Raw genomic sequence first — 26294 nt, forward strand, 5'->3', positions numbered from 1 at the left:
ATGGGCAACGGGTCCAGATGCTGAGGCGTCAGCGCCATTGCGCAACCTTCTCCTTCGCCCACGCAGCGGTCTTATCCAGATCGGGCAAGCGGTCAGTTCTGATCCTATCCCAGGCGACCCGCTGAGATGGCCTTTGCAACATATGCGTCAGGGCGGCGTCCAAGCCATCAAGCTTGGCTTTTAGAAGCGATGCCAGCGCCTGCTCGGGTATTGCGCCTGCAGGTGCTTCGGTCTGCAGCACAGCCCAGTCGAACAAATCCCGGGCGGTGAGCGCCCAACCGCGGAAGAACAGTTTTTTCGCCAACACCTCGGCCGGCGGCTCCAAAGGAAAGCGGGTTTCCGGCGCAGAAGGGTTCCAGATATCAGGCGTGTCCGGCAGTAGAGGTGCGGCAACGACGAAATCGATTTCGCCCTCGGCAAAGCGCAGCTTCACATGGGCGTTGTCCTCGTTGTAGCCCGACAGTTCGTTTTCGAAGAGGTCGTTAAGCCGTGGCGAAACATACGGAAGCCATCCCGGCGAATCAACGAATAGGTCAACATCGTCGCTGATCCGATGATTGAGGGCGAGCATCAAGCGTGTTCCGCCGCCCAGTACAGGCCGGAATGAATCGCCGCCATGACGGCGGGCATCCTCAACCAGAGCCTGCGCGCGCGATTCCAAACGCGTCCACGGGCCGGATGCGCGATGAAGCAGGATATCTTTCCTTGAAGTCCCCATTCACAGCACCCCCTCGAGCGCTTCCTCCCACCGCACAGCCCGGGGCAGGTCGAAATGCTGGCGGGCGTTCTGGTACAGCGCGTCAGCTTCTTCGAGGCGCACACCCGCTTCAAAGCTGGCTCGACCAATGAACTCCGGATCCAGCTCAAAGAACATATGCGCGAGTAATTCTTGCGCAAGTGCGTCGTGCGCAACCGACGCCAAATCGCCGTGGCGCAGTGCGGCGGCGACATCAGTCGGGCTTACCACCTTGCCATAGGGGGCGTTGAGGTGGGTGGCTATCATCTCGAGGTACGGGGTGAATTGCGTGGGCAAGGTCAACTCCTGAAAGATCGGCGACGGCCTTTCGTGCATCTTCGCCGCATTATCCACCCGTCGGGGGCGGCGCGCTTCGTTCATGATGAAATTGCGCGACTGCCTCACCCCCGCACATCGATCCGCGTCTCGAATTTGGCCCGATGCACCGAAAAAAACGTGCGCACATTGCGCACGTTGGCTTGCGCGGTGAAGGCGCGATGCACCAGCGCGTGGTAGGCCGGCATGTCCTTTACCTGCGCGATCACCACGAAATCCGGGCCGGGCGACACCCGATAACACTGCAGCACTGCGGGTTCACTGACCATGCTTTGCTCGAAGGCGTCCAGGCTTTCGGCGGCCTGCACGTCCAGTGTGATCTCCACGATCGCCGTCAGCGTGCTGCCCAGCTTTTCGGCCGACAGGATCGCCACCTGGCGGTCGATCACCCCTTCTTCCACCAATCGCCGCACCCGCCTCAGGCAGGTCGGCGGCGACGCGTGCACCCGCGCGGCCAAATCCTGGTTGGTCAGCGAGCTGTCTTCTTGTAACTGTTCAAGAATGCGCCGGTCCAGATCATCGAGTTCGGGCAGGGAAATTGGGGCGTTTTGCATGATTAATTCAAATCTGTCGATCCGACGAAAGATAATTTAATCACATTTGTGTAAGGGAATTAACTGCCAAATAAGTGAACATAAAGAAATCAAATTTCTTTATGGCTCGCGCACAATGCGTCGGTACTGAACTTACCCGGAGTCACTCCTATGTGCGGCATTGTTGGCGCCGTCGCCCAGCGCGACATCACCCCGATCCTCGTTGAAGGCCTGAAGCGCCTGGAATACCGCGGCTACGACTCCTGCGGTGTCGCCGTCTACGCCGACGGCCATCTGCGCCGCACGCGCAGCACGCAGCGCGTGGCCGAACTGGCCGATCAGGTTGCGCAGGACAAGGTCCAAGGCTTCACCGGCATCGCCCACACCCGCTGGGCCACGCACGGCGTTCCCGCCACGCACAACGCCCACCCGCACTTTTCGCACCTGGGCAACGACGAGCCGCGCATCGCGCTCGTGCACAACGGCATCATCGAAAACCACGACGAACTGCGCGCCGAGCTGCAGGCCGTCGGCTACGTCTTCGAAAGCCAAACCGACACCGAAGTCATCGCGCACCTGGTGAACCACCTGTACGCGGGCGACCTCTTCGAAGCCGTGCAAAACGCCGTGCGCCGTTTGCATGGCGCATACGCCATCGCCGTGTTCTGCCGCGACGAACCGCACCGTGTCGTCGGCGCGCGTCAAGGCTCGCCGCTGGTGGTGGGCGTGGGCCAGAACGAGAACTTCCTGGCGTCCGACGCGCTGGCGCTGGCCGGCACGACCGACCAGATCATCTACCTGGAAGACGGCGACGTCGTCGACCTGCAACTGTCGCGCGTCTGGATTGTGGATGCCGCCGGCAAGAACGTCGACCGCGAAGTGCACACCGTGCACGTGCACACGGGCGCCGCCGAACTGGGCCCCTACCGCCACTACATGCAGAAGGAAATCTTCGAGCAGCCGCGCGCGGTCGGCGACACCCTGCAAGATATCGAATCCATCACGCCCGAACTCTTCGGCGACGACGCCTACAAGATCTTCAAGGAAGTCGATTCCCTGCTGATCCTGGCCTGCGGCACCAGCTACTACGCCGGCCTGACCGCCAAGTACTGGATCGAATCGATCGCCAAGATCCCGGTCGCCGTCGAAATCGCCAGCGAATACCGCTACCGCGACAGCGTGCCGAACCCGCGCTCGCTGGTCGTGACGATCTCGCAGTCCGGCGAGACCGCCGACACGCTGGCCGCGCTGAAGCACGCGCGCTCGCTGGGCATGGAAAACACGCTGACCATCTGCAACGTGTCCACCAGCGCGATGGTGCGCGAGTGCAAGCTGTCGTACATCACGCGCGCCGGCGTCGAAATCGGCGTGGCTTCGACCAAGGCCTTCACCACCCAGCTCACCGCGCTGTTCCTCCTGACCCTGGCGCTGGCGCAAACGCGCGGCAAGCTCACGGAAGAGCAGGAAGCCGAGCACCTGAAGGCGCTGCGCCACCTGCCGTCCGCCATCGGCTCGGTGCTGGCGCTGGAACCCCAGATCATGGCGTGGGCCGACCGCTTTGCCTCGAAGGAAAACGCCCTGTTCCTGGGCCGCGGCATGCACTACCCGATCGCGCTGGAAGGCGCGCTCAAGCTCAAGGAAATCAGCTACATCCACGCCGAAGCCTATCCGGCGGGTGAACTGAAGCACGGCCCGCTGGCGCTGGTCACCGAGCACATGCCGGTCGTCACTATCGCGCCCAAGGACGAGCTGCTGGAAAAGTTGAAGTCCAACATGCAGGAAGTGCGCGCGCGTGGCGGCGAGCTGTATGTGTTTGCTGACGCCGACAGCAAGATCCAAAGCGCCGAAGGCATGCACGTGATCCGCATGCCGGAACACTATGGCAAGCTGTCGCCGATTCTGCATACCGTGCCGCTGCAACTGCTGTCGTATCACACGGCATGCGCGCGGGGTACCGATGTGGATAAGCCGCGGAATTTGGCCAAGAGCGTGACGGTGGAGTGATGCGGTAGCGGATGCATTCCGTTTTGAAAACGATAAATAAAGTCGGTCGCGCGGAATAAAGTCGGTCACAACTGGAACAGACTAGATCGTCACCGATTGTGTGGCGAAGATGGATTCATCGGTTGTTAAAGAGTGCGAGCGGGGGCCGCAGATGTCTTCTGCGGGTCCTTTCCAGCCCCCGACCAGCCGCGAAACCGGACATTCGAATACAACGGTCGCCGATTTAATCGCTTCTGACCTCAGTGCTGGAACTGACTTTCTGCTGCTGAGAACAGTGGCTGTAGCCAGTGTTCAAAACTGTGCCTGCTTGATGAACAGCTCCCATAGGTACTCAGCGGCTTCCTCCTGGGACAGGTGCTTGTCGACGCCCCCCCAGGCCACCGCCATCGTCTTGAAGTGCAGGGACTGGTCACCAGCCTCTGGTTCAGCATCTCGTTGTACGAACCTGGCAAGGCCGACGAGTCGTGCCAGAACGCGACTCCGTTGCTCCGCCCGAGCTAATCGATCCGAACCGAACACTTCGCACTCTTCCTTCCGCTGCGGTAGAGAACGGCCGCCGTGCAGCGCGAGTCGATGCGGTCGATCGTGCCGCTGAGCATGCTGCCGCCGGTGGGCGTGTAACGCGCGAGCGTGACGAGGCACGCCACCGTGCCAAGCGGCAACCGACGATGCGAAGGTCACGGAACACTAGCGCGTTGCGGCGCTCGCGGTCATCACTGAACGCGCAGTACGTAGCGTCAGGCTAGGCGGGGCTTGGTGCCCCCTTTCGCGGTTCGAGCGGGGTTGTGCGCCATGGCGCCTCCGACAACTGATGATCACGGGACCAAGATGCAGTGCGCAGGCGATACACTATTTAGTGTGTGTGTGAAAAGGTACATCCAGTGCAAGCACCCCATAAACCCGCGCCTTACCCGGCCTTTGGCGAACTTCTCGCTCGACTTCGCGTTGCTGCAGGGTTCACTAAGCAGCAAGAGCTAGCGACCGCCCTTGGTGTCACCCAGCAGTCGGTGAGCCGTTGGGAGAAAGGGCTTACGCGCCCGCGGTCGAACGACATCCCGGCGCTGGAGCGGTTGGTGCGGGCCAAGGCCAACGAACTCCTGGCGGCGGCCGGGTACCAAGCGGCACCGGTGGACGCTCGCGCCGAGACCGCCACTTCGCACGACCGGCCTCTGCCGCTCTCCGCCCTTCCGCCGGAGACGTTTGAGAGCTTCTGCGCCGCCCTCTTGCACCGGTTGTACCAGCCCCACGGAGGCACGGTACATCGCTATGGGGGCACAGGACACAAGCAGCACGGCATCGACATCTTCGCCACTGGCCCCTTCGGCACCCACTCGTTTCAGTGCAAGCGCGTCCATGAGTTCGGCCCTCAGAAGGTCCATACCGCGGTGGCCGAGCAGACCTTCGCCGCAGACCTCAAGGTGCTCCTGCTGTCCAGCGTTGCGAGCCCAAGTTCTCGCGATGCGATGGCAGCGCACGCTGGCTGGGAGTTGTGGGACCGAGAGGACATCACCCGACGGCTTCACGACTTGCCGTTGGTCGACCGCCTGGACCTGGTCGACCGGTACTTCAGTGGCCAGCGCCTCGACCTGCTTGGTATTGATGAGCCGGGCCCTATTCAGAGCCCCGAGGACTTCTTCAAGCCGTTTCTGGTTTCCGACCGCTTCTTCAACCACTCCTGGGCGCTCGTCGGTCGCGACGAGGAAGTCTCAGAGGTTGTTGACTGCGTCCAAGACGAGTCTGTCGTTCTAACGTGTCTCGTCGGTGCACCCGGCTCTGGCAAGAGTCGCGTTCTACGCGAAGTGACCCAACGGCTTGCGCAGAGCACGCCCCTGCATGTTCGGTTTGTGTCGCCGACCGAAGAGGTCAAGGCCCATCATCTGGATAGGCTGCGCGGCAGCGGACGGGTCGAGACTCTACTTGTCGTCGATGATGCACACGAACGCGAAGACCTTGGCATCCTCCTCAGGTATGCGGCCGTTCCCGAGAACCGCACGCGATTGCTCCTATCGCTTCGCCCCTATGGGAAAGAAGCGCTGCGGCTGCAGGCTGCCGACGTAAGTCTCTCTGGGCCTTCGGTCCGGTTTGCTGATATGCGTCCGCAGACTCGAGAGCAAGCTCAAATATTGGCCGAATCCGTCCTCGCCGAATGCAAGGCACCACCAGCAGCAGCTGTCGAGATTGCGCGCGCTACGTACACCACGCCGCTCGTCACCGTCTTGGCAGCGCAGTTGGTCGCACGCGACGGTGTGTCGCTCGCGCTTCTTGGCAATGCAGAGGAGTTCCGTACCTATGTGCTGAGAAGCCTTCAGGACGTCATCACCGTTGCCTTAGTTACAGGGCAGGATGTTCCAAGGCTGAGGGCAATCCTGCGCGTAATCGCACTCCTTCAACCCATCATTCCGGACGACCCAGGCCTACTCAACATCCTGTTGAAAACCGAGGGGATAGAGCCACCGGACGCCAGTCGCCTAATGCGACTTCTTGGAGAAGCTGGCGTCCTGTTCAAGCGTGGGCTTCGCTCGAGGCTCGCTCCAGACCTGTTGGCCGATGAAATCATTCGCTCGAACTACCTCAACGCGAGTGGTACAGCCAACGAGCGCGTCACCCAAGTCTTCGACCTCGCCGGTGCGGACCACTTGAAAAACTTGTTCGTCAATCTCGGTCGCCTAGACTGGCGCCTGCGCGAGGGCAAGACAGATGACAGCGCGCTACTGACCAGTCTTGGCCCCAAGCTGCGGTGGGGTGAGCGGTACAGCAATCCCCACGTGGAGGCTGTCGAGGCTGTTGCATACTATCAACCCAGATTTGCGCTGGACTTCGCAAAGCGGCTCATCGCCGAGGGGCATGGGGACAGCTCATCCGTATGCAACATGGTGCGCTACGCAGCGTACACCTACGACCACGTCCAAGAAGCATGTCAGCTGCTGTGGACTGCTGGACGCAACGACGCCCGCGCGCTTTACCAGCAGCCCAGCCACGGCATTCGAATCCTCAAGGAGCTGGCCGAGTTCCAGTTGAACAAGCCAATCGAGTACGTGCACGAGGTCGTTCGCTTCGCGCTCGCGCTTCTGGAACGGCCCGCCTCGCTCAAGTCGACCTATACGCCCTTCTCCATTCTGGAAGGAGCGCTGCGGACCGAGATGGAGACGAGCAGCTTCTCTCGCTCGACCTTGACCATTACCCGCTACCAACTGCCGTTGGAATGGGCCCGAAAAGTCAGGGACGAAGTAACTAGTGCATTGCTTAAGTACCTGCGGGAGGGCCCTCCCCGACGAGCGTTTCTCTCGGCGCAGACGATAGCCCAGGCCCTGCAGGGGCCTATGCACGGCGACACGGCCGACCATGCTTGGAAGCGACAGCAAGTAGAACTATTGCGAGAACTCAAGGTTGTTCTGAACGAAGTTCACGTGTCGTCCGTCGTCCTGGTTAGGATCGCGCAGTCCATCTCCTGGCATGCGTTTTACGGCTGCCCCGAGACCTCAGTTGAGGCTCAAGCCATCTTGGCCTTGTTGAACAGAGACATTCGGACCCGACTCACACGCGCACTCGTAGACGGCTGGGGGACGGAGACATGGAAGCTAAGCGAGGCGCTCGAACGCGAAGAACACGTAAAGGACCGTCAACTCCTCACGGCTGACCTCATTGCCGCGTTCCCTGAGCCAAGCCGCCTGTTTGACGAACTGCATGCCTCCTTGGAGGAAATTGACTCCGTCGCACACGACGGATATGGGTCGTCGGTCCTCCTCATCAACCATCTACTCGCTTCGGTACAGAGCCTTGCTACCGAACTTCTCTTGAGGAACAACGAGGGCCGAGCCGGTCGTCTCGACCCGTACGTAGGCGCAGCACTGAGCACGGTCGTTGAGGCCGGCGACTCCAGTCTCGTGAACGAATATGTCATCCGCTCGGAGGGGTCCGCCAAGGTGTTGGCGCAGCTCGCTGAGGCGTACATGCGGTTTGAGCCCTCCCGTCCCTACACGCCTCAAGAAGTCGAGCTGTTCAAGCGCATCTTCGAGTCGAAGGACGCGAACGTTCTAATGGTCGCGTCGAAACTCACTCGCCAGGTGGCCAGCAGAAGTCCAGCGCTGGCCGTAGAGCTCATTTGTTTGGCGGACTTTGAGGTCAGCGAGCGCGCAACTCACGACATGTTCATGTGGCTCTCCGGCGACAAGGCCATTTCGGAGGCTGACGCCGTGAGCAAGCGGAACCAGTTACTGAGGAAGCTAGTTGTGCTGAAGAAGCTAGACGACTACTGGGTCCGTGCATTCCTCGCAGCATCAATCAAGAAGGATCCAGTCTCGGTCGTCGCGCTGGTTAAGGCACGACTCGGGGAAGCGAAGCGACGAAACGATTGGTCTTACGAGCCACTGAGCAAAGAGCACAACGGAAAGGGCCTTGGCCTGATGGACGTCGAGGCCGGGCCACGGCTACTGCGGGAATTTCTCGACTGGGCCCTTGAAGAATCGAAGTACATTCCGAGCGCACGACGCATTGGCGAGGCAGTCTCCGGCCTTTGCGGAGACTACGGCGAAACCCTGCTCAACCTTTTGCTTGATTGGATGTCCTCGGGCACCCAAGCCCATGCCACTCTGGTTGCCAGAGTGCTGCAGGAAAGCCAGCCAGCTCTCATTTATGAACACTCAAGGTTCATCCGGGATGTCCTCAACGCGGCCGAACTCGTTGGCGAGGAAGCTCTGGATGAGATTCGGTCGGCAATCGCCGCGGCAATACACTCTGGAATTCGTGGAGGAATTGCCGGGGAACCGTTCCCGGACGACCTCCGAATGGAACAGCACTGCGAGCAGATGTTGGCGCCGCTTAGCCGAGCCGAACCAGCGTTCGACCTATACGACGGACTGCTCAAGGACGCTCGCTATGCGATAGCGCGCCAGCGCAAGTCAAAGGAAGCTATTGAGGAAGAAGATGACTAGCCGAGAGCCGAGCCGATGGCACCGCTTACCCGCCAGGCATCGCGGTGCAAGAAGCGTCGCCGCGAGAGCGTCCGCTTTGAGGGGACCATGCGAAAGTCCGCTCCTGGCCCGGAAGCGGTCACAGTAAAGGCGCCAGGCTTCGCCGGCCTGCATGCGTTAAAAGCGGTACGACATTTCATTTCGCAACTCGGTCAGTTTGAACCCCAGAGGCACAAACGTTGCGACCGACTTTTGTTCAATTTTCTAGGGTTGAAGGCGCGAAGTCCAAGGTGCGACCGACTTTGATCCAGGTTTTCTAATCTTGGATTTCATTCAAAATCAATCGTTTGCGAGGGCCGGTTGCGACCGACTTTATTTCCAGTTTTCAGTTTTTCCGTTTCGCTTTGTACATGAACAAGGGCCGCGCGAGCGTAAGCGCCTGCCGAACACACCCTTGACGGTTCTGCTTATGCAGCAGGTAGCCACCGATGCGGCAGCAGCTCAGCGATCTGGCTGTTTTTCTGCGTGGGCAGGCGCGTGAGCACGTCCTTCATATAGGCATACGGGTCGTGCCCATTGAGCCGTGCCGACTGGATCAGGCTCATGATGGCGGCTGCGCGCTGGCCCCCGCGCAGCGAGCCCGCGAACAGCCAGTTCGAACGCCCGATCGCCCAGGGGCGGATCTGGTTCTCCACCCAATTGTTGTCGATCGGCGCATCGCCGTCGTCAAGGTAGCGTGTCAGCGCCTCCCAGCGCTTGAGGCTGTAGTCGATGGCGCGCGCGGTGCCGGAGCCTTCCGGCACGCGCTGGCGTTGCGCGATCAGCCACCGACGCAACGTTTCTGTGATCGGCTTGGCCCGCTCCAGCCGTATCAGGAGGCGCTCTTCGGCAGGCAACTCGGCTACGTCCCGCTCTACGCCGTATAGCGCGCCGAACAACTCCAACGCCTCTGCGGCGATCTGGCTCTGGTTGTTGACGTGCAAGTCATGGAACTTGCGCCGGGCGTGCGCCATGCAGCCCAGTTCCGTGATGCCAGCCGCGAACCCGGCCTTGTAGCCCGCATAATCGTCGGTCACCAGCTTGCCGCGCCAGTCTTCCAGGAACGTGCGGCAGTGCTCGCCAGCCCGGCTGGGCGCGAAGTCGTAGAGCACTGCACGCAGGCTGTCGTAAGCGGTCGGTGTGTATGCCCACAAGTAGGCCCGATGTGTCTTGCCCGCGCCCGGCTTGAGCATCTGCACCGGCGTTTCGTCGGCATGCAGCACAGATTTGCCCAGCACTTCGGCCTTGAGCGCATCGACCAGCGGCTGCAACCGCAGCCCGCACACGCCGACCCACTCGCCCAGCGTCGAGCGCGGCAGCGCCAGGCCGGCGCGTGCAAAGATGCCTTCCTGGCGGTATAGCGGCAGGTGGTCGGCGAACTTGGCCACCAGCACCTGCGCCAGAAGGCCCGCTGTCGGGATGCCCTTGTCGATGACCTGCGCGGGGACCGGCGCCTGCGTGAGCGTCTCGCAGTGCTCGCACACCCACTTGCCGCGGATGTGACGTTCGACCGTAAAGACGCCCGGCAGATAGTCCAGCTTCTCACTGACGTCCTCGCCGATGCGCTTCAAGCCGCAGCCGCAGCGGCACGTCGTGGACGCCGGTTCGTGGTGGATGTCGGTGCGCGGCAACTCGGCCGGCAGCCGCATGCGACGCGGCGCTTGCGACGGCGCAGGCTTAGTGGCGATCGCTTCGCGCAGCGCGTTCACTTCCTCTTCGATGGCCGCCATGTCGGCATCCATCGTCTCTTCCAGAAGGCTTGCCTGCGCCGGGTTCAATTGCTCGCTGCGCTTGCCGTAGCGCCAGCGCTTGTACAGCGCCAGCTCCTGCATGAGCTGGTCGATGTGCGTCTGTTTGAAGTGCAGTACGCGATCCCGCTCGGCAACCACCGCATCGTGCGTCGCTATCTGGGCGTCACGCGCGGCCACCTCGCCCATCAGGCGTTCGGCCAACGCGCGCAGTTGCTGCGCGTCGAGGTGGTCCAGGGATGCGGTACTCATGGCCGCCAGTATGCCGCAGGGCTCCCCGCGGCGGTATTGGCGTCTTGCCGGATTGTCCGGCGCTACAACACCGAGATCGCACCTGCCGCGCCCACATGCTGCCAGGGCAGGCCCAGCACCAGGGCCTGCCACTGCTCACTGTCGACCGCGATGTGGGGGCCACGCAGCGCATCGGCCCACACGAACTTGCCGCGGTTCAGCCGGCGCGCGGCCAGCCACACGCCGATCCCGTCATGCACCAGCACCTTCATGCGGTTGGCGCGCCGGTTTGCGAAGCAATAGGCGTGGTGCGGGCGGGCTGAACCGAACACGGCTACCACCCGGGACAACGCCGTCTCGGTACCGGCGCGCATGTCCAGCGGCTCGGTGGCCAGCCAGATCGCATCGACACGGATCACCGCAGCCACTCGCGTAACCAGGCCACGCACGCGCCGGCCTCACTCACTGGCCATTGCACCGTCGCTTGCGCGGGACCGCGCGACAACCGGATCTCGATGTGACGGCCTGCCGAGGGCAGCGCTGGCAATGCGACCGGCACGAACGCCGGCGCTACAGGTGGCTGCCGTTCAGCCTGACGAATCCACTTATGTACCAGGTTCGCGTTCACGCCGTGCGACAGCGCCACGCCGGCAATGGAGGTACCTGGCTGACTGCACTGGGCCACGATCTGCGCCTTCAGCGCCTTCGGATAAGACCGGCGCTTAGGCACCGGTGCTAATTCTGTCTTCGACATGGTGTCCACCTAAAAGTGGTGGACACTATCGGGGACAACTTCGGCGTTCAATATGGGTTTGCCGGGCGCTTACGCGCGAGCGGCCCTTGTTCACGACCAATGCGCGTGATTGAAAGCTTGGCGTGTGCCAGCTGTTGCACGACCGCGCGCTTGGCAGCGTTATAAGGCGAAATCGGGAGCGTAGGCCAAGCCGATACGGACTGGACGCTCCGGCTCACCATTCTTGCCGTCGTTCAGAGCCCCAGTTCCGACAAGCCCGGATGGTCGTCGGGCCGGCGGCCGAGCGGCCAATGAAACTTTCGCTCCGATTCCTTGATCGGCATGTCGTTGATGCAGGCGTAGCGGCGGTGCATCAGTCCGTCAGGCATGAACTCCCAGTTTTCGTTGCCGTACGAGCGGAACCAGTTGCCCGCGTCGTCGTGCCACTCGTAGGCGTAACGCACGGCGATCCGGTTGCCATCGTGTGCCCAGAGTTCCTTGATGAGCCGGTAGTCGAGTTCCTTCTTCCACTTCCGATCCAGGAAGCCCTGGGCTTCTGCCCGATTGTTGGCGAATTCGGCGCGATTGCGCCATTTGGTATCCAGCGTATAGGCCAGCGCGACTTTCGCGGCATCGCGCGTGTTCCAACCATCTTCGGCGAGCCGTACCTTCTGAATGGCGGTTTCTTTGGTGAACGGCGGCAGCGGGGGGCGAGTTTCCATGATTGCTCCTGGGCAGAATCGAGTAGAACGGTCTGTCTACGTGCGCAGATTAATGCAAGTAGAACGACCTGTCTACTACTGATTGCAGGGGGTGGACCGATCTGTCTACAATGCGTCATGACACGCAACACTCCCCCCGCCGACACGCTCTCGCCCCGTGAACGCATCCTGCATGCGGCCCATGCCTTGTTTTACGGGCAGGGCATCCGCGCCACCGGGGTCGACAAGATCATCGAAGCCGCCGCTGTCACCAAGGTGACGTTCTATCGGCACTATCCGAGCAAGGAATTGCTGGTGATGGCGTATCTTGAGTTCCGCCACGAACGCTGGATGCGGTGGTTTCGAGAGAGTCTGGCGTCCAACCTGGCGGCCGGCGCCTCGCAGATCGACTCACTGGCGCTCACGCTGCGCGACTGGTTCGACAGCGAGGAATTCCGCGGGTGCGCCTTCTTGAATGCCGCGGCCGAGTTCGGTTCCACGCATCCCGAGATATTGAAGATCGTGCGCGATCACAAGCACGACGTCGCGAGATATCTGGACGAGATCTTCGAAAGCCCTGGCCATTCCCTCGGCGGCCCGCTCACGGTCGCCATCGACGGCGCCATCGTGCACGCGCAGATGGGCGAATCCACCGAGCGCGCCATCGATGCGATGCGGAGTCTCTCGCACTGCGTTCTGGATGATTGACGCCGGCGAAGGCGTATGTGGGTTGCCGCGTGCCGACCTCCCACGTCGACCTTTGCCGCATGACGTGCCAGGCCTGGATGGGCGACGTGCGGGCAGTTAGGTTGCGGCGGGCGCCCTTTGGAGGCGTTTTGTAATTTCTGCTTCCGGCACAGCTTTGGAGAACAGGAATCCCTGCATTTCGTCGCATCCGGCAGCACGCAGGAAGTCGCGTTGTGCTGCCGTCTCCACCCCTTCGGCGTTGACCGTCAGGCCCATCGAGCGCCCCAGCGTCACGACCGCGTTCACGATGGCGGTGGAATCGCTTCCCTCTCCGATGTTTGCGACGAAACTCCGGTCAATCTTGATCTTGTCGACGGCGAACCGTTGCAGGTAGCTCAAGCTGGAGTAACCCGTTCCAAAATCGTCCAGCGCGATCCGGAAGCCGGCGGCGCGCAGCTTGCCGATAGCCTTCTGCACCCGGCCGTCGTCTTCGATGAGCACACCCTCAGTGACCTCCAGCTCGATCTGCGCCGGATCGACATCAGCGCGCCGCACCAGATCGATGACGCGTTCGGCAAAGTCGGCGCCGCGAAACTGCTTGGGGGAGAGGTTTACCGCAATGGACAGGCTTGGCCACTGACGCGCCGCGCGGCAGGCTTGTTTCAATACCCATTCCCCGAGCGGCACGATGAGGCCCGTGGATTCAGCCACCGGCACAAAGATCTGCGGTGACACGGGGCCCTTGGCAGGGTGGTTCCATCGCACCAGCGCTTCAACGCCCACGAGCTGCTGCGTGCCGCTGTCGATCTGCGGCTGGAAATGGACCTGGAGCTGGTCGCTGTCCGCCAGCGCGGCGCGCAAATCCTCTTCGATCACGGCCTTCGCCTTGAGCGTTTCGTCCATCTCCGGGGCGAAGAAGCTGTACTGGTTCCTGCCCAAATCCTTCGCGCGGTAGAGCGCGATGTCGGCCTTGCGCAGCAGCTCGCTGCGCGTGGTGCCGTCGCGCGGGGCCATCGATACACCGATGCTCGCGCCCACGAAGGCGCGGCCGCCCAGCAGGTCGAAAGGCGCGCGCACATCGGCCAGGATGCGGCGGGTCAGATCGGTGGCGCCCGCTTCGGTGGCGTTCTGCATCAGGACGGCGAACTCGTCGCCGCCCAGGCGCGCGACCGAGTCTTCCGGGCCAACGGCAAGCTTGACGCGTCGGGTGAACTCCTGGATGAGCGCATCGCCCGCGGCATGGCCCCATGTGTCGTTGGCCTGCTTGAAATGGTCCAGATCCAGCAGCAGCACCGCGCAGCTTGCATTGGGCCGCCGGCGGATCAAAGCCTGATCGAGACAGGTGCCGAAATACGCGCGGTTTGGCAGGCCGGTCAACACGTCGTGAAAGGCAAGGTGCTGGGCGTGCGCTTCGCTCGCCTTCAGTTCCACATGGGCCTTGCGCAGGGCGGAGAGGTGCGCCTGCTGTTGGCGCAGAAGCCGGTAGGTGCGCAGAGCCAGCAACGCCACCAGAATGAACGCGCCGGCGAGCATGGCGGCGACCGCCGGCAGCATGGCGCGCCAGAGTTCGGAGCCGGGCAGATCCGGCCGCCACATCAGGTAGCCCAGCAAGGTGCCGTCTGAGGACCGGAGGAGCTCCTCGCGCTCATCGGCTTGTACATGGCGGGCGCGCACGGGATGGTAATGGAGCGCGTCGATCAGGTTGTCCCGTGAGAACGCGCGCAAAAAATCGCCATCGATGAACCGGACGCTGACGAGCATATTCCGGGCCGCAATTGCCGGCGTGTCCAGGTTGGGCGGAAACCGTGCGACGCGCATGACGCTCACGACGGCTGGCCGTTGACCGATCATGGCAAGGTCGGTGGCGTGCACCGCAGCCGCTGTGGTGCGTGTGGATGCATCGGATGCGGGCGGCTGGCCCGGCAGGCGTTCGTGGTCGTTGTTGGGCCGGGTAGCCTCGCCCCGCGTCAATGCGATGAACGGGCGGATGTCGGGCTCGAAGGCTGCGTAGCGTTCCGGCGAAACGCGTTCGCCGTAGACGTTTCCATAGCGCATCTGGTTGTCCGGTCCCAGCACAAACACCAGATCGTGCTTGAACAGCCGGTGCAGCCATGCGCCCACGTTGTCATCCAGCCAGGCCTGGTCGGGCGCGGGCTTGTCCAGTTCGTCAAAGAGCATGTCCCAGACGGCCACCGTTTCCTGGGCCTGCGCCACGTCGTCCAGGACGTTGCTGATCGCAAGCTGCAATTCCTTGCTCTGGCGCATCGCTGACATGTCGTCGCTTTTTTCGACGGACAAATGCAGGGAAAACAGCATCGCCGCTAGAAATACGCCAAAGGCGATCAACAGCAGGACAAGCAGGCCGCCGGCGGACCGGGGAAGCGATCCTTTTGATTGTGTCATGCCGGTACAGCTCCGTTTTGTTGAGGGCGGCAACGCAAATTACGTGCCCGCACGTTCGCGCCGTCCACCTTGCGTGCCGGCAATCCGCTCCATGCATGCCTGGGGCTTTGCGGCATGGTATTTGCTGCATGCAATGCCCCCACAACTGCGATCCGCTGCGGATCAAAGATTCCGATGGTTTCCGCGCAAGCGCACAGCTGGGCCGACGATCCGTCGCTGCCCCAATCTCCCCTGGCCGTGATATCGCCTCATTTGGATGACGCCATCCTGAGTTGCGCCGGCTTGCTCGCCGCGCGCCCCGGCAGTACCGTCGTGACGGTGTACACGGCACGGGCGCCCACGCCGAACCTGCTTACGGACTGGGACCGCCGCTGCGGTTTCGCCAATGCCGCCGCCGCGATGGAATGCCGGCTGGCGGAAGACCGGGAAGCGCTGCGCAGCGTGGGCGCGACCGGAAAGGGGCTGGATTTTCTGGACAGCCAATACACATCGACGGCGGACGAGGATGCGCCGCTGATCATCGAGCGTCTGTTCCACCTGCTGATGAGGCTTGCGCCCGCGACCGTGGTCATGCCACTGGGCCTGTTCCACAGCGATCACGTGCGGGTCAGCGACGCCGCCCTGATGATCCGCGATGCGTTGCCGGGCGTGGCCTGGTTCGGTTACGAGGATGTGCCATATCGCCAGCAGCAAGGTGTCGTGCAGGTACGGCTGTCGCAGTTGCAGGCGCGCGGCGTGACAGCCACGCCGGCGCACCTGGCGGTCGATGCGGCCGGCAAGGCGCGCGCCATCGGCGTCTACGCGTCGCAACTGATGGGGCTGGACAGCACGGCACTGAAACTGGCCGTGCATGAAACGTACTGGCGGCTTACGGGCAGCGCCAGGGACGCGGTCTGAGATGGCGCGTCGGGAGACGCTCGGCTATAGCGGGTGACGTCATCGAACCGCGTGCCCTCAGATAAGGACAGGCGACCGCAAGCCAACCCCGACGGCTGCGCCGCTTGGCTGCCTTATCGTTCTATATGAAGAACGCTGAGGCCAAAAATCGCCATCTACCGCCAGATTGTCCCGCCGAATATAGTTCTGGTCATGGCAGCGACGCGCTGCAAGCAACACCCCAAACCTACCTCTCCAAGGACACTGACATGACCCAAACCACCGCCAAGCTCGAAGTGCTGACCCCCGAAAACAGCCAGATCATCTTCATCGATCACCAGCCGCAAATGGCCTTCGGCGTGCAGTCGATCGACCGCCAGACGCTGAAGAACAACGTCGTGGGGCTGGCCAAGGGGGCCAAGGCGTTCGATATTCCGGCCATCATCACCACCGTCGAGACCGAATCGTTCTCCGGCTACACCTATCCGGAATTGCTCGATGTCTTCCCGGAAAAGAAAGTGCTGGAACGCACCTCGATGAATTCGTGGGACGACCAGAAGGTGCGCGATCAGCTGGCCGCCAATGGCCGCAAAAAGGTCGTCGTGGCCGGTCTCTGGACGGAAGTCTGCAATACCACCTTCGCCCTGAGCGCGATGCTGGAAGGCGAGTACGAGATCTACATGGTGTCCGACGCGTCCGGCGGCACGTCCAAGGAAGCGCATGACATGGCCATGCAGCGCATGATCCAGGCCGGCGTCGTGCCGGTCACCTGGCAGCAGGTGCTGCTGGAATGGCAGCGTGACTGGGCCCGCCGCGACTCGTATGATGCCGTGATGGAAATCGTCAAGGAACACTCGGGCGCTTACGGCATGGGTGTGGATTACGCCTACACGATGGTGCACAAGGCCGGTCAGCGCGCGCAGACCGCGCACGAGGCGATCGCGCCCGTCGCGGCGCCGGTTACCGCTCGCTGAATCCCAGGCCCGCGGCCAATGCCGCGGGCTTTTTTTTCCATACCGCCTGGCAGCCCGGAGCCTTCCATGACGACCGCCGACACCCGCCCCGCCGACGCCCCGCCGTCCTCGCCTTTCGCCTACTCCGCCTTTTCAGTGATCTGGATCGCCACCGTGCTGTCCAACATCGGCACCTGGATGCACGACGTGGGCGCGGGCTGGCTCATGACGTCGTTGTCGCCGTCGCCGATGTTCGTGGCGCTGGTGCAGACGGCGGGCGCGCTGCCGGTTTTTCTGCTGTCGCTCCTGGCCGGTGCGCTGGCCGACACGATGGACCGCCGCAAGCTGCTGCTGATGGTGCAGATTGCGATGGGCGTCATTGCGCTGGCGCTGGGGCTGGTGGTGTGGTTTGGCCTGACGACCCCGTGGGTGCTGCTGGGCTTCACGTTGCTGATGGGTATCGGCACGGCGCTGTCGGCGCCGGCCTGGCAGGCCATCGTGCCCAGCCTGGTGCCGCGTCCGTCGCTGCAGCAGGCCATCGCGACCAACAGCGTGGGCATCAACGTCAGCCGCGCCATTGGTCCGGCGCTGGCCGGCGTGCTGATTACCAGCATCGGCGTGGCGATTCCGTTCTTCGTCAACGCGGTCAGCTTCATCGTGGTCGTGGCCGCGCTGATCTGGTGGAAGCCGCCCGCCGCCGCTGAAAAGCGTCTGCCGCGCGAGCAGCTGTTTCATGCCATGCGTGCCGGCGTGCGCTTTGCGCTGCACAGCAAGCCGCTCAAGTCCACGCTGGTCCGCGCCGTCGCGTTCTTCCTGTTTGCCAGCGCCTACTGGGCCTTGCTGCCGGTGATCGTGCGTCAGGTGCTGCAGGGTGGCGCCTTGCTCTACGGCATCATCCTGGGCTGCGTCGGGGCGGGCGCGGTGATCGGCGCGATGGTGCTGCCGCCGCTGCGCAAGAAGCTGGGTCCGGACCGCAGCGTCATGGCCGGCACGCTGGGAACCGCCTTCACGCTGGTGGTGTTTGCGGTGGTGCCGCATCCCGTGGTGGCCGGTGCGTTCAGCTTCCTGGCGGGCGCGTCGTGGATCATGGTGCTGACCTCGCTGAATGTCTCGGCGCAGGTTGCGCTGCCGGACTGGGTGCGTGCCCGTGGCCTGGCGATTTTTGTGACGGTGTTCTTTGGCTCGATGACCGCGGGCAGCATGATCTGGGGTCAGACGGCGGTGCGTGCCGGCGTGCCCGCCGCGCTGCTGATCGCCGCCGCCGGCTCCGTGGTTGCGATGCTGCTGACCCGCAAGGCCAAGCTGCAGCTGGGCGCGGACCTGGACCTTGCGCCGTCGATGCACTGGCCCGAGCCGCTGATCGATCAAGAGGTGTCGCACGATCGTGGCCCGGTCATGATCACGGTCGAATACCTGATCGACCCGGCGCGCAGCGCCGACTTCGTGCAGGCCATGCAGCGCGTCGGCGCGGAGCGCCGCCGCGATGGGGCCTACGCCTGGGGGATCTTCGAGGACGCGGCGCAGCCGGGCCGCTACCAGGAATACTTCCTCGTGACCTCGTGGCTGGAGCACCTGCGCCAGCATGAGCGTGTGACCCACGCCGACGCGGACCAGCAAGCCGAAGTGCGCGGTTTCCACATCGGCGACGCGCCGCCGAAGGTGTCCCACTTCGTGGCGCCGCAGCTGTCGTAATCGTGTTGTCATCGGATGCGGCTCACGCGAGCCGCATTCTTTCGTGCTTGGATGCAGCCCTGGGCTTCATCCGTCTTCGAGTGGGACGGACAGGCCGTCCCGCGCTGATCCGCTCAACGTTCCGGCGCCAGCGCCTTGAGACTTTCAAGGCGTTCCAGCTCCTTTTTCTCCCGCTCCTTTCTGGCGCCTTCGCGATGTGACTTGATGGCGAGGAACATGCACACGCCCAAAATGGCGAGCTTGAACGTACCGAAGACGACGGGGATCCAGAAATTCATCATTGCCTCAAAACGCTGCCTTCAGCAGCTTCGTGGACTCCCCGGCGATGCCCAACAAGGCCAGGAGCGCGCAGAGCGAGCGCTATAATCCATACAAGTTCGCAAATTCTACCGCCAAAATCCATACAAGAAGTTGAATCGTCCGGCCCCGACTGCATTCCCTCTCGCCGGAAGCGGCAGAAAACCCATACATAAAGAAAAGCCATGGCTCTCTCGCGTCGCCTGAAAAAAGCCAACACGTCGTGGGTGCGGCCGTTGACCGCGGGCTCGGGCTCCCGGTACCAGCAGATCGCCACGCAAATCGAGACTGCGGTGGAGGACGGTGTCCTTCGACCCGGCGACCGGCTACCCCCGCAGCGCGAACTGGCGCAGACCTTGGGCGTCGACCTGACGACCGTCACGCGCGCGTACACGGAAGTGCGCCAGAAGGGGATCCTGGAAGCGCAGGGCGCCGGCGGGACGTATGTGTCCTATTCGGGATTGAAGGCGGGCGGGACGATCGATCTGGGCATGAACATCCCGCCATTGCTTGGCAGTGCAGCGTTTGCAGACCTGCTTGCGCAAGGCAGCGTCGCCACCCAGGCGGCCGCAAGCGCAATGGATCTGATGAGTTATCACGTGGGCGCCGGCGCCAACCGGCATCGTGCGGTAGCCGCGACGTGGCTGCGGCCGATGACGGGCGACACGGACATCGAGCGGATCGTGGTCTGCCCGGGCGCGCAAACCGCGATCGCGGCGCTGCTGCTGTCCAAGAGCCAATCGGGCGACGCCATTGCGTGCGATGCATTGACCTACCCGGGCTTTCTGGCCGCGGCCCGCCTGCTCCAGCGCTCGGCCGTTGGCGTGAAGTCAGATGCATTCGGCATGGACCCCGTCGACCTAGAACGCGTGTGCGAACGGCATCGTCCCGCCATGCTGTATTTGAATCCGACGATTCAGAACCCGACGGCGATCACGCTGTCCACTGAACGTCGAACGGCATTGCTGCGCGTCGCGGCCAAACATGCGCTGCCGGTCATTGAAGATGATCCGTACTGGCTGTTGGCCGAACATGCGCCCAGCACGATGTTTTCTCTGGCGGCCAACACGTCTTCGGCGCCGGTGTACTACGTGTCGACGCTGTCCAAATGCATCGCGCCCGGCCTTAGAACCGCTTACCTTGTCGTGCCTGCCGGCGAGCCGTTGAGCCCGGTGCTGGATGCCCTGCGTTCGCTGTCGCTGATGCCCACGCCCTGGATGACGGAGATGGCGACGACGTTGATCGAGTCGGGCGCTGCCGTTCATTGGCTGGCGCAGGTCAGGAGCGAGCTGCAGCATCGCCAAGCCGTCGCGGCATCGATCCTGCCCGGCAAGATCCAGGCCGACCCGAATGGGCTGCACCTCTGGCTTGAGTTGCCGCCTCATATCGACTGCTACCGGCTCAAGCAGACGGCGCTGGCGCAAGGGGTGAGTGTGACTGACTCGGCGTCATTTTCCACGGGGGCATCCAGCCCCTTGGCGCTGCGTGTGTCGTTGGGCGGGGCGATTGACCGGACGCGTTTGACGCACGGTCTGACCCGGTTGGCGGAGCTGCTCAAGGGCGATATTGCGGCGCCGGTTTCTCAGGTTTGATTTGCTTGGGTGCCGGGTCTTGCGCGTCGCCGTCGAAGTGCCGGGCGATGCGCCGACGCCGAGCGCGTCAGAACGCTTCTCCCTGCCGTACCGCCAGCGCAGCCGCCGCCGCGCGCGTTTCCACGCCCAGTTTGACGTAGATGTGTTCCAGGTGTTTATTCACCGTTCGTGGCGACATGCCCAGTATCTCGGCGATGTCGCGATTCGTTTTTCCCTTGGCCAGCCAGCGCAGCACATCGGCCTCTCGCGGCGTCAGGCCGTAGGCGGTGGCCAACGGCGCCGTCTCCTGCAACAGCAGCAACGTTTCGCCGCTGCGCCGTGAGGCCGACAGGCTCAAGGTCAGGCGCCCTCGCGCGCTGACCAGCACCAAGGGCTCGGCCGCCGGACCGGCCGTCAGGTTGCGTGCCACCCAGTCCGCCAGGGGCGCGGGCAGCTCTGACGCATCCTCGGCGCAGCCAAAGTAGGCCGTCAACCAGATCCGCGCCTTGCCCGTCTTCCAGATCGGCTGCCCGCTCGCATCCAGCGCCACCACGGCGCGAGCGGCCGCATCGATCGCATCAAAGGCGGCCGACAGACTGCGCGCATTGCGCAGATGCGTTCGCAGCCGGGCCACCACCACGTCCGGGTCCAGCGGCTTGGTCACATAGTCGACGCCGCCCACACGAAACGCCTTCAACACGTGCTCGGGCTCGGTCAGGCCTGTCATGAACACCACGGGCACGTCTCCCGCCGCGGGGTGCGCTTTCAAGCGGGCGCAGGTCTCGAAGCCGTCCATGCCCGGCATCACCGCATCGAGCAGCACGATATCCGGCACCACGAAATCCACCCGTTCGATCGCCGACTGGCCGTCGATTGCCACCAGCACCTGATAGCCCGCAGCATCCAGTGCGGTGGACAGCATTTTCAGATTGTCTGGCGCGTCATCGACCAGCATGACGAGGTTTTTATCGGGCGTGGGCATGGTGACGCTGCACATGGTGTTTAAGCACCTGATTGAATTCACTCAGTTGAAACTCGCCTGCCAGCGCCCGCAGATGCGCCGTCAATTCGCGCGTTTCGGCGCGGCGGCCCCGTATTTCTTCCAGCTTGGCCTGGATGCCCTTGATGTAGCCCATGGCCCCCAGTTCCAGCAGCGCCTCCGCATCCTCGCGTTCCAGCGCCACCCGATGCAGATCACCCGCGGGCAGCGCCGCTTCGACCGGCGCCACTTGCCAGTCCAGCTTGAGCAAACGGCCCAGATGATTCAGCAAATCTTCGACCATCACCGGCTTGGCAATGAAGGCGTTGTGCCCGCTCTGCGCCGGGTCTTTCGGATCCAGCCCCAGGATATTGGCCGACAGCATCACGATGGGCACGGCCACGCCTTCATCGCGCAGGCGCCGCACAACGTCCCATCCGGTCATGTCCGGCATCGAGACGTCCATCAGTATCAGCGCTGGCCGCAACGTGTGCACGCAGGCTAGGCACGCGGCGCCATGCGGCGCTTCGTGAACCTCAAAGCCCAGCGGCTCGAGCAGGTCGCGAACCAGGTGCCGCTGCGAGGGCTGGTCATCCACCGTCAGAATCCGCAGCCGCTCGCCGCGGTAGCCCACCACCAGCCCGGACGGCCGGGCGTCGCTGCGCGGCGAGCGCACTTCCGGCAGGAACAGTTTCAGCGTGAACACACTGCCGCGGCCGACGACGCTGCGCACTGTCAGCTCGCCGCCCATGATGCCGGTCAGCATGCGGCAGATGGTCAGCCCCAGGCCCGTGCCGGAATCGGCCTGTTCGACCCCCGCCCAGCTGCGCTCGAAGGGCAGAAAGATCCGTTCGAGATCCTCGGCCGGTATGCCTCGGCCGGTGTCCTCCACTTCGAACAACACCATGTCCGCGGCCGACTTGACGCGCATCGACACCTGTCCTGCCGAGGTGAACTTAAGCGCGTTGCTCAACAGGTTGATCAGAATCTGCCGCAGCCGCTTTTCGTCGATATGCACGATGGCGGGAAGTTCGGCCGCCTCGTAGCAGAAGCTCAGCCCCTTGAGGGTGCTTTGCGGTCTGAACATCTGCACGATCTGCTCCAGAAACTCGGGCAGGCGCAGCTCGCTGTTCTCGAGCCTGAGCCGGCCCGCCTCGATGCGTGCGATGTCCAGCAAACCGTCGATGAGACCGATCAAATGCTTGCCGCTGCGATGAATCACGTCGATTGCCTCGCGGCGCGCTGGTGGCAAGCCGGGGTCGCGCTGCAGAATCTGTGCGTAACCCAGAATGCTGTTCAAGGGCGCGCGCAGCTCGTGGCTCATCCCGCCCATGAATCGGCTTTTGGCCAGATTGGCGCTTTCAGCCGCTTCTTTGGCCTGTTGCAACTGCGCGTCGGTCTGCTTGTGCGCCTGGATCTCGCGCAGCAGCAGATGGGTCTGGCGATCCGATTCCTCTTGCGCCACGCGCCGGCTTTCGTGGGCCAGCACCAGCCACCAGGCCGCCACGCCGCCGATCAGCAGCAACGCGGCATACAGCTTCAGGAAGGTTGGCCGCAAACCGGAGGGGTCCAGCCCGCCCCGCATGTGACTGGCGTACTCCTGGTAGTAGATCAGGCCCAGAATGCCTGCCAGCAGTGCGCCCATCCCCATCACAATCAGGAGGTAGTGGCCCAGGCGGCTATGCAAGAGCGGTGTGACCCGCGCCGGCAACACCCGGGCGAGGACCGCCTGCACCTGATCCTTCAAGCGTCCCTGCTGCTTGCAGCGATCCTGGCAGCGGGCGTCCAACGTGCAGCACAAGGAACAGATGGACCCGTTGTAGGCCGGGCAATGCGCCATGTCCGGCTGTTCGAAGCGATTGGCGCAGATCACGCAGACATGATCGGAACCCGCGACATCGACCGGCGTGCGCGCCAGGTTGTAGCGGCCCCGCGTGCGCCAGGCGATGACCGGCGCGCAGACAAAGGCCGCCAGCAAGGCGACGAACGGCGACAAGGCCTGCGCCAGCGCGCCCGCCGTGCCCGGGAACACGCCGGCAAAGGCCAGCAAGCCCAGTGTCATGGCGATCAGCATGCTGCCCACACCCACCGGATTGATGTCATACAGATAGGCGCGGCGGAATTCGATCCGGGCCGGCGACAGCCCCAGCGGCTTGTTGATCACCAGATCGGCCACCAGCGCCCCTATCCAGGCCAGCGCAACGTGCGAGAACACTGCCAGCACATGCTCCAGCGCGCCGAACACTCCCATCTCCATCAAAACCACCGAGATCAGCACGTTGAACACCAGCCACACCACCCGCCCTGGATGGCTATGCGTGATGCGGGCAAAGAAGTTGGACCAGGCCAGCGAGCCGGCATACGCATTGGTCACATTGATCTTGACCTGCGAGATCACCACGAAGGCCGTTACCAGGGCCAGCGCCAGGCCCGGATGGCTGACGACATAGGTATAGGCCGCCAGATACATATGCGTGGGGTCGCCCGCCTTGTCGGGCGGCGTGCCCAGGGACAGGGCCAGCCAGGCCAGAAAGGCCCCGCCCAGGATCTTGGCCGCGCCGGGCACGATCCAGCCCGGACCCGCGCAGACCAGGGCGAGCCACCAGCGCGTGCGGTTGGCGGCCGTGCGTTCGGGCAGAAAGCGCAGAAAGTCGACTTGCTCGCCGATCTGCGTGACCAGCGAGGCGGCCACCGCAACGGCCGAACCAAACATCAGCAGATTGAAATTGCCGCCCCGGCCGTCATAGCCCGGAAAGCGCAGGAATTCCTGCAATGTCCCGGGATCTCGCCAGGCGATGAACGCATAGGGCAAGAGCAGCAGCACCAGCCAGATCGGCTGCGTCCAGGATTGCAGCCGGCTGATGAAGGTGATGCCATAAGCCACCATGGGCAGGATGACGACGGCGCACAAGAGGTAGCCGATGGACAGCGGCAGGCCGGTCGCCAGCTCGATGGCCAGCGCCATGATGGCCGCTTCCAGTGCGAAAAAGATGAAGGTGAAGGAGGCGTAGATCAGCGAGGTAATGGTCGAGCCGATGTAGCCAAATCCAGCCCCTCGCGTCAGCAGATCCATGTCCAGGCCATGCCGCGCCGCGTAATAGGCGATCGGCAACCCGGTCAGGAAGGTGACGATCGCCACGGCGATGATGGCCCAGAACGCATTGACGAAGCCGTAGTTCAGCGCCAGCGCGCCGCCGATGGCCTCCAGCGCCAGGAACGACACGGCGCCCAGCGCGGTATTGGCGACCCGTAATTCGGACCACTTGCGAAACGACACGGGCGTGAAACGCAGCGCATAGTCTTCCAGCGTCTCATTGGCGACCCAGGTGTTGTAGTCGCGACGGATCTTGACGATGCGTTGGGGCGCGCTGGCAGACAAATCGGGCTCCGCGGAAGGTGGGGATACGTCATTGAACGTAGATGCCGTTGTAACGCCCGGGGGGCGGCGGTGGCTCTACGTCAATCAACGTATGTTGCAGTGCGTCATAGGCTCCTAGTATGCCCTCACCCTCCGGGCTGCGGCATGTGCCGCGCATGCTCGGTTTCCCTGGTCGTGATCCATTGAGGAGTCATCGATGTCTGGCAAAACCCCTTTTGATAATGCCCCGGAGCTGCCCTCGCGCCGGCGCCTGGCCCTGGCTTTTGCCTCCCTGCCGCTGCTGGGCATACCGGCGCTGTCGCGGGCCGCTGCGCCGGCTACCTCGGCCATCAACACCACCGGCCTGGCCATTACCGACACCGAAGTCACGGTAGGCCAATTGCACTCGGCGACCGGCACCATGGCCATCAGCGAGACGGGGTCGATTCAATCCGAGCGCCTGGCCATCGAGCAGATCAACGCCATGGGCGGCATTCTGGGCCGCAAGATCAAGATCATCCAGGAAGACGGCGCCTCGGACTGGCCGACGTTTGCCGAAAAGGCCCGCAAGCTGCTGGTCAGCGACAAGGTCGCCACGGTGTTCGGCTGCTGGACCTCGGCGTCGCGCAAGGCGGTCCTGCCGGTGTTCGAGAAAGAAAACGGCCTGCTTTACTACCCGACCTTCTATGAAGGCCTGGAGCAGTCCAAGAACGTCTTCTATACCGGGCAGGAGGCGACGCAGCAGATCCTGTCCAGCCTGGACTGGCTGTCGCGCGAGAAGAAGGCGCGTTCCTTCTACCTGATCGGCTCTGACTACATCTGGCCCCGCACGTCCAACAAGATCGCCCGCAAGCACATCGAGAACGTGCTCAAGGGCGAGGTGGTCGGCGAGGAATACTACCCGCTGGGCCACACGCAGTTCGGCTCGCTGATCAACAAGATCAAGCTGAAAAAGCCCGACGTGGTGTTCGCCGTGGTGGTGGGCGGCAGCAATGTGTCGTTCTACAAGCAGCTCAAGGCGGCGGGCGTCACGAGCGGCAAGCAAAAGCTCCTGACCATCTCGGTGACCGAGGATGAACTGCTGGGCATCGGCGGTGAAAACGCCGAGGGCTTCTGGTCCTGCATGAAGTATTTCCAGAGCCTGGACAACGCCAACAACAAGAAGTTCGTCGAAGCCTTCAAGGCCAGGTATGGCGCTGACGCCGTGATCGGCGATGTGACCCAGGCGGCCTATCTGGGACCCTGGCTGTGGAAGATGGCGGTGGAGAAGGCGGGCAGCTTCGATGTCGACAAGGTGGTCGCCGCGTCGGCCGGCCTGGAATTCAAGGAAGCGCCCGAAGGCTACGTCAAGATCGACCCCAACCACCACCTGTGGAGCAAGACCCGCATCGGCCAGATTCGCAAGGACGGCCAGTTCGACGTGATCTTCGAGACCCCGGAGCTCATCAAGCCCGATCCCTTCCCCAAGGGTTATCAGTAATCACGTCGATCCGGGCGCCGCGCGCGA

19 protein-coding genes are annotated in these 26294 nt (G+C 63.2%); 8 read left to right on the top strand and 11 right to left on the bottom strand.

The genetic code is table 11. The features are described from left to right. Positions 1-28: 28 nt before the first annotated feature. From LN047_RS01130 to LN047_RS01140, 3 genes are all read right to left on the bottom strand, one after another. Positions 29-571 carry a nucleotidyl transferase AbiEii/AbiGii toxin family protein gene (locus LN047_RS01130; protein ID WP_235512675.1) on the bottom strand — a complete coding sequence of 181 codons (543 nt, stop codon included), beginning with the start codon at positions 569-571 and terminating at the stop codon, positions 29-31. Between the two features lie 147 nt (positions 572-718). After that, a complete protein-coding gene (locus LN047_RS01135; protein ID WP_279989846.1) occupies positions 719-1117 on the bottom strand; it encodes a hypothetical protein in 399 nt (132 codons plus the stop codon). 20 nt (positions 1118-1137) lie between these two features. Beyond that, entirely contained in the window at positions 1138-1626 is a 489-nt protein-coding gene (locus LN047_RS01140; protein ID WP_373980953.1) for an Lrp/AsnC family transcriptional regulator, read from the bottom strand. Positions 1627-1776: 150 nt separating this feature from the next. Here LN047_RS01140 and glmS point away from each other — a divergent pair, with 150 nt between their 5' ends. Then, positions 1777-3609, top strand: a complete 1833-nt coding sequence (gene glmS, locus LN047_RS01145) for a glutamine--fructose-6-phosphate transaminase (isomerizing) (RefSeq protein ID WP_056320281.1) — start codon at positions 1777-1779, stop codon at positions 3607-3609. Positions 3610-4490: 881 nt separating this feature from the next. Then, on the top strand, positions 4491-8540 hold the full coding sequence (locus LN047_RS01150; RefSeq protein ID WP_373980954.1) for a helix-turn-helix domain-containing protein: 4050 nt from the start codon (positions 4491-4493) through the stop codon (positions 8538-8540). A 446-nt stretch (positions 8541-8986) separates the two neighbouring features. Here LN047_RS01150 and LN047_RS01155 read toward each other — a convergent pair whose 3' ends face one another. The 4 genes from LN047_RS01155 to LN047_RS01170 all read right to left on the bottom strand — a co-directional run bounded on the left by LN047_RS01155 (position 8987) and on the right by LN047_RS01170 (position 11992). Further along, complete coding sequence (locus LN047_RS01155; protein ID WP_373979928.1) at positions 8987-10558, bottom strand: IS66 family transposase; 1572 nt, start codon at positions 10556-10558, stop codon at positions 8987-8989. Between the two features lie 62 nt (positions 10559-10620). Next, positions 10621-10965 (bottom strand): IS66 family insertion sequence element accessory protein TnpB, encoded by a 345-nt coding sequence (gene tnpB, locus LN047_RS01160; protein WP_373979927.1) that lies wholly within the window; start codon positions 10963-10965, stop codon positions 10621-10623. Further along, entirely contained in the window at positions 10953-11291 is a 339-nt protein-coding gene (locus tag LN047_RS01165; RefSeq protein WP_254608341.1) for a transposase, read from the bottom strand. Before LN047_RS01165 ends, tnpB begins: the two co-directional genes overlap by 13 nt. A gap of 233 nt (positions 11292-11524) precedes the next feature. Continuing rightward, a complete protein-coding gene (locus LN047_RS01170; protein WP_128829761.1) occupies positions 11525-11992 on the bottom strand; it encodes a nuclear transport factor 2 family protein in 468 nt (155 codons plus the stop codon). 117 nt (positions 11993-12109) lie between these two features. Here LN047_RS01170 and LN047_RS01175 point away from each other — a divergent pair, with 117 nt between their 5' ends. Next, positions 12110-12679, top strand: coding sequence for a TetR/AcrR family transcriptional regulator (locus LN047_RS01175; RefSeq protein WP_373980955.1), 570 nt, complete (start codon positions 12110-12112; stop codon positions 12677-12679). A 96-nt stretch (positions 12680-12775) separates the two neighbouring features. On the opposite strand, the gene LN047_RS01180 is transcribed toward LN047_RS01175, so the two are convergent. Next, positions 12776-14872 carry a putative bifunctional diguanylate cyclase/phosphodiesterase gene (locus LN047_RS01180; protein ID WP_373980956.1) on the bottom strand — a complete coding sequence of 699 codons (2097 nt, stop codon included), beginning with the start codon at positions 14870-14872 and terminating at the stop codon, positions 12776-12778. Positions 14873-15235: 363 nt separating this feature from the next. On the opposite strand from LN047_RS01180, the gene LN047_RS01185 reads away from it, so the two are divergent. The 3 genes from LN047_RS01185 (at position 15236) to LN047_RS01195 (ending at position 18582) form a co-directional block, all read left to right on the top strand. Then, positions 15236-15958, top strand: coding sequence for a PIG-L family deacetylase (locus LN047_RS01185; RefSeq protein WP_373980957.1), 723 nt, complete (start codon positions 15236-15238; stop codon positions 15956-15958). A gap of 248 nt (positions 15959-16206) precedes the next feature. Continuing rightward, on the top strand, positions 16207-16911 hold the full coding sequence (locus LN047_RS01190) for a hydrolase (protein WP_373980958.1): 705 nt from the start codon (positions 16207-16209) through the stop codon (positions 16909-16911). A gap of 66 nt (positions 16912-16977) precedes the next feature. Further along, the gene (locus tag LN047_RS01195; protein ID WP_373980959.1) at positions 16978-18582 is read left to right on the top strand and encodes an MFS transporter; all 1605 of its coding nucleotides are present in this window, start codon (positions 16978-16980) and stop codon (positions 18580-18582) included. Positions 18583-18695: 113 nt separating this feature from the next. Here the strand turns inward: LN047_RS01195 and LN047_RS01200 are convergent, their stop codons facing one another. Further along, on the bottom strand, positions 18696-18860 hold the full coding sequence (locus LN047_RS01200) for a hypothetical protein (protein ID WP_172802189.1): 165 nt from the start codon (positions 18858-18860) through the stop codon (positions 18696-18698). A 204-nt stretch (positions 18861-19064) separates the two neighbouring features. On the opposite strand from LN047_RS01200, the gene LN047_RS01205 reads away from it, so the two are divergent. Then, a complete protein-coding gene (locus LN047_RS01205; protein WP_373980960.1) occupies positions 19065-20471 on the top strand; it encodes a PLP-dependent aminotransferase family protein in 1407 nt (468 codons plus the stop codon). A 67-nt stretch (positions 20472-20538) separates the two neighbouring features. Here LN047_RS01205 and LN047_RS01210 read toward each other — a convergent pair whose 3' ends face one another. Together LN047_RS01210 and LN047_RS01215 are read right to left on the bottom strand one after the other, a co-directional pair. Further along, complete coding sequence (locus tag LN047_RS01210; RefSeq protein ID WP_227741329.1) at positions 20539-21432, bottom strand: response regulator; 894 nt, start codon at positions 21430-21432, stop codon at positions 20539-20541. Next, positions 21416-24808, bottom strand: a complete 3393-nt coding sequence (locus LN047_RS01215) for an ATP-binding protein (protein ID WP_373980961.1) — start codon at positions 24806-24808, stop codon at positions 21416-21418. Before LN047_RS01215 ends, LN047_RS01210 begins: the two co-directional genes overlap by 17 nt. A gap of 196 nt (positions 24809-25004) precedes the next feature. Here LN047_RS01215 and urtA point away from each other — a divergent pair, with 196 nt between their 5' ends. Continuing rightward, on the top strand, positions 25005-26267 hold the full coding sequence (gene urtA / locus LN047_RS01220; protein ID WP_152383164.1) for an urea ABC transporter substrate-binding protein: 1263 nt from the start codon (positions 25005-25007) through the stop codon (positions 26265-26267). Positions 26268-26294: the final 27 nt, after the last annotated feature.

Source organism: Achromobacter sp. JD417 (genome assembly GCF_041879325.1).
Classification (GTDB): domain Bacteria; phylum Pseudomonadota; class Gammaproteobacteria; order Burkholderiales; family Burkholderiaceae_B; genus Achromobacter; species Achromobacter mucicolens.

Coding starts and splice junctions, on each gene's coding strand:
- LN047_RS01130 (WP_235512675.1), bottom strand. CDS start 571: ATGCTCGCCCTCAATCATCGGATCAGCGACGATGTTGACCTATTCGTT.
- LN047_RS01135 (WP_279989846.1), bottom strand. CDS start 1,117: ATGAACGAAGCGCGCCGCCCCCGACGGGTGGATAATGCGGCGAAGATG.
- LN047_RS01140 (WP_373980953.1), bottom strand. CDS start 1,626: ATGCAAAACGCCCCAATTTCCCTGCCCGAACTCGATGATCTGGACCGG.
- glmS (WP_056320281.1), top strand. CDS start 1,777: ATGTGCGGCATTGTTGGCGCCGTCGCCCAGCGCGACATCACCCCGATC.
- LN047_RS01155 (WP_373979928.1), bottom strand. CDS start 10,558: ATGAGTACCGCATCCCTGGACCACCTCGACGCGCAGCAACTGCGCGCG.
- LN047_RS01165 (WP_254608341.1), bottom strand. CDS start 11,291: ATGTCGAAGACAGAATTAGCACCGGTGCCTAAGCGCCGGTCTTATCCG.
- LN047_RS01170 (WP_128829761.1), bottom strand. CDS start 11,992: ATGGAAACTCGCCCCCCGCTGCCGCCGTTCACCAAAGAAACCGCCATT.
- LN047_RS01175 (WP_373980955.1), top strand. CDS start 12,110: ATGACACGCAACACTCCCCCCGCCGACACGCTCTCGCCCCGTGAACGC.
- LN047_RS01185 (WP_373980957.1), top strand. CDS start 15,236: ATGGTTTCCGCGCAAGCGCACAGCTGGGCCGACGATCCGTCGCTGCCC.
- LN047_RS01190 (WP_373980958.1), top strand. CDS start 16,207: ATGACCCAAACCACCGCCAAGCTCGAAGTGCTGACCCCCGAAAACAGC.
- LN047_RS01195 (WP_373980959.1), top strand. CDS start 16,978: ATGACGACCGCCGACACCCGCCCCGCCGACGCCCCGCCGTCCTCGCCT.
- LN047_RS01200 (WP_172802189.1), bottom strand. CDS start 18,860: ATGAATTTCTGGATCCCCGTCGTCTTCGGTACGTTCAAGCTCGCCATT.
- LN047_RS01205 (WP_373980960.1), top strand. CDS start 19,065: ATGGCTCTCTCGCGTCGCCTGAAAAAAGCCAACACGTCGTGGGTGCGG.
- LN047_RS01210 (WP_227741329.1), bottom strand. CDS start 21,432: ATGCCCACGCCCGATAAAAACCTCGTCATGCTGGTCGATGACGCGCCA.
- urtA (WP_152383164.1), top strand. CDS start 25,005: ATGTCTGGCAAAACCCCTTTTGATAATGCCCCGGAGCTGCCCTCGCGC.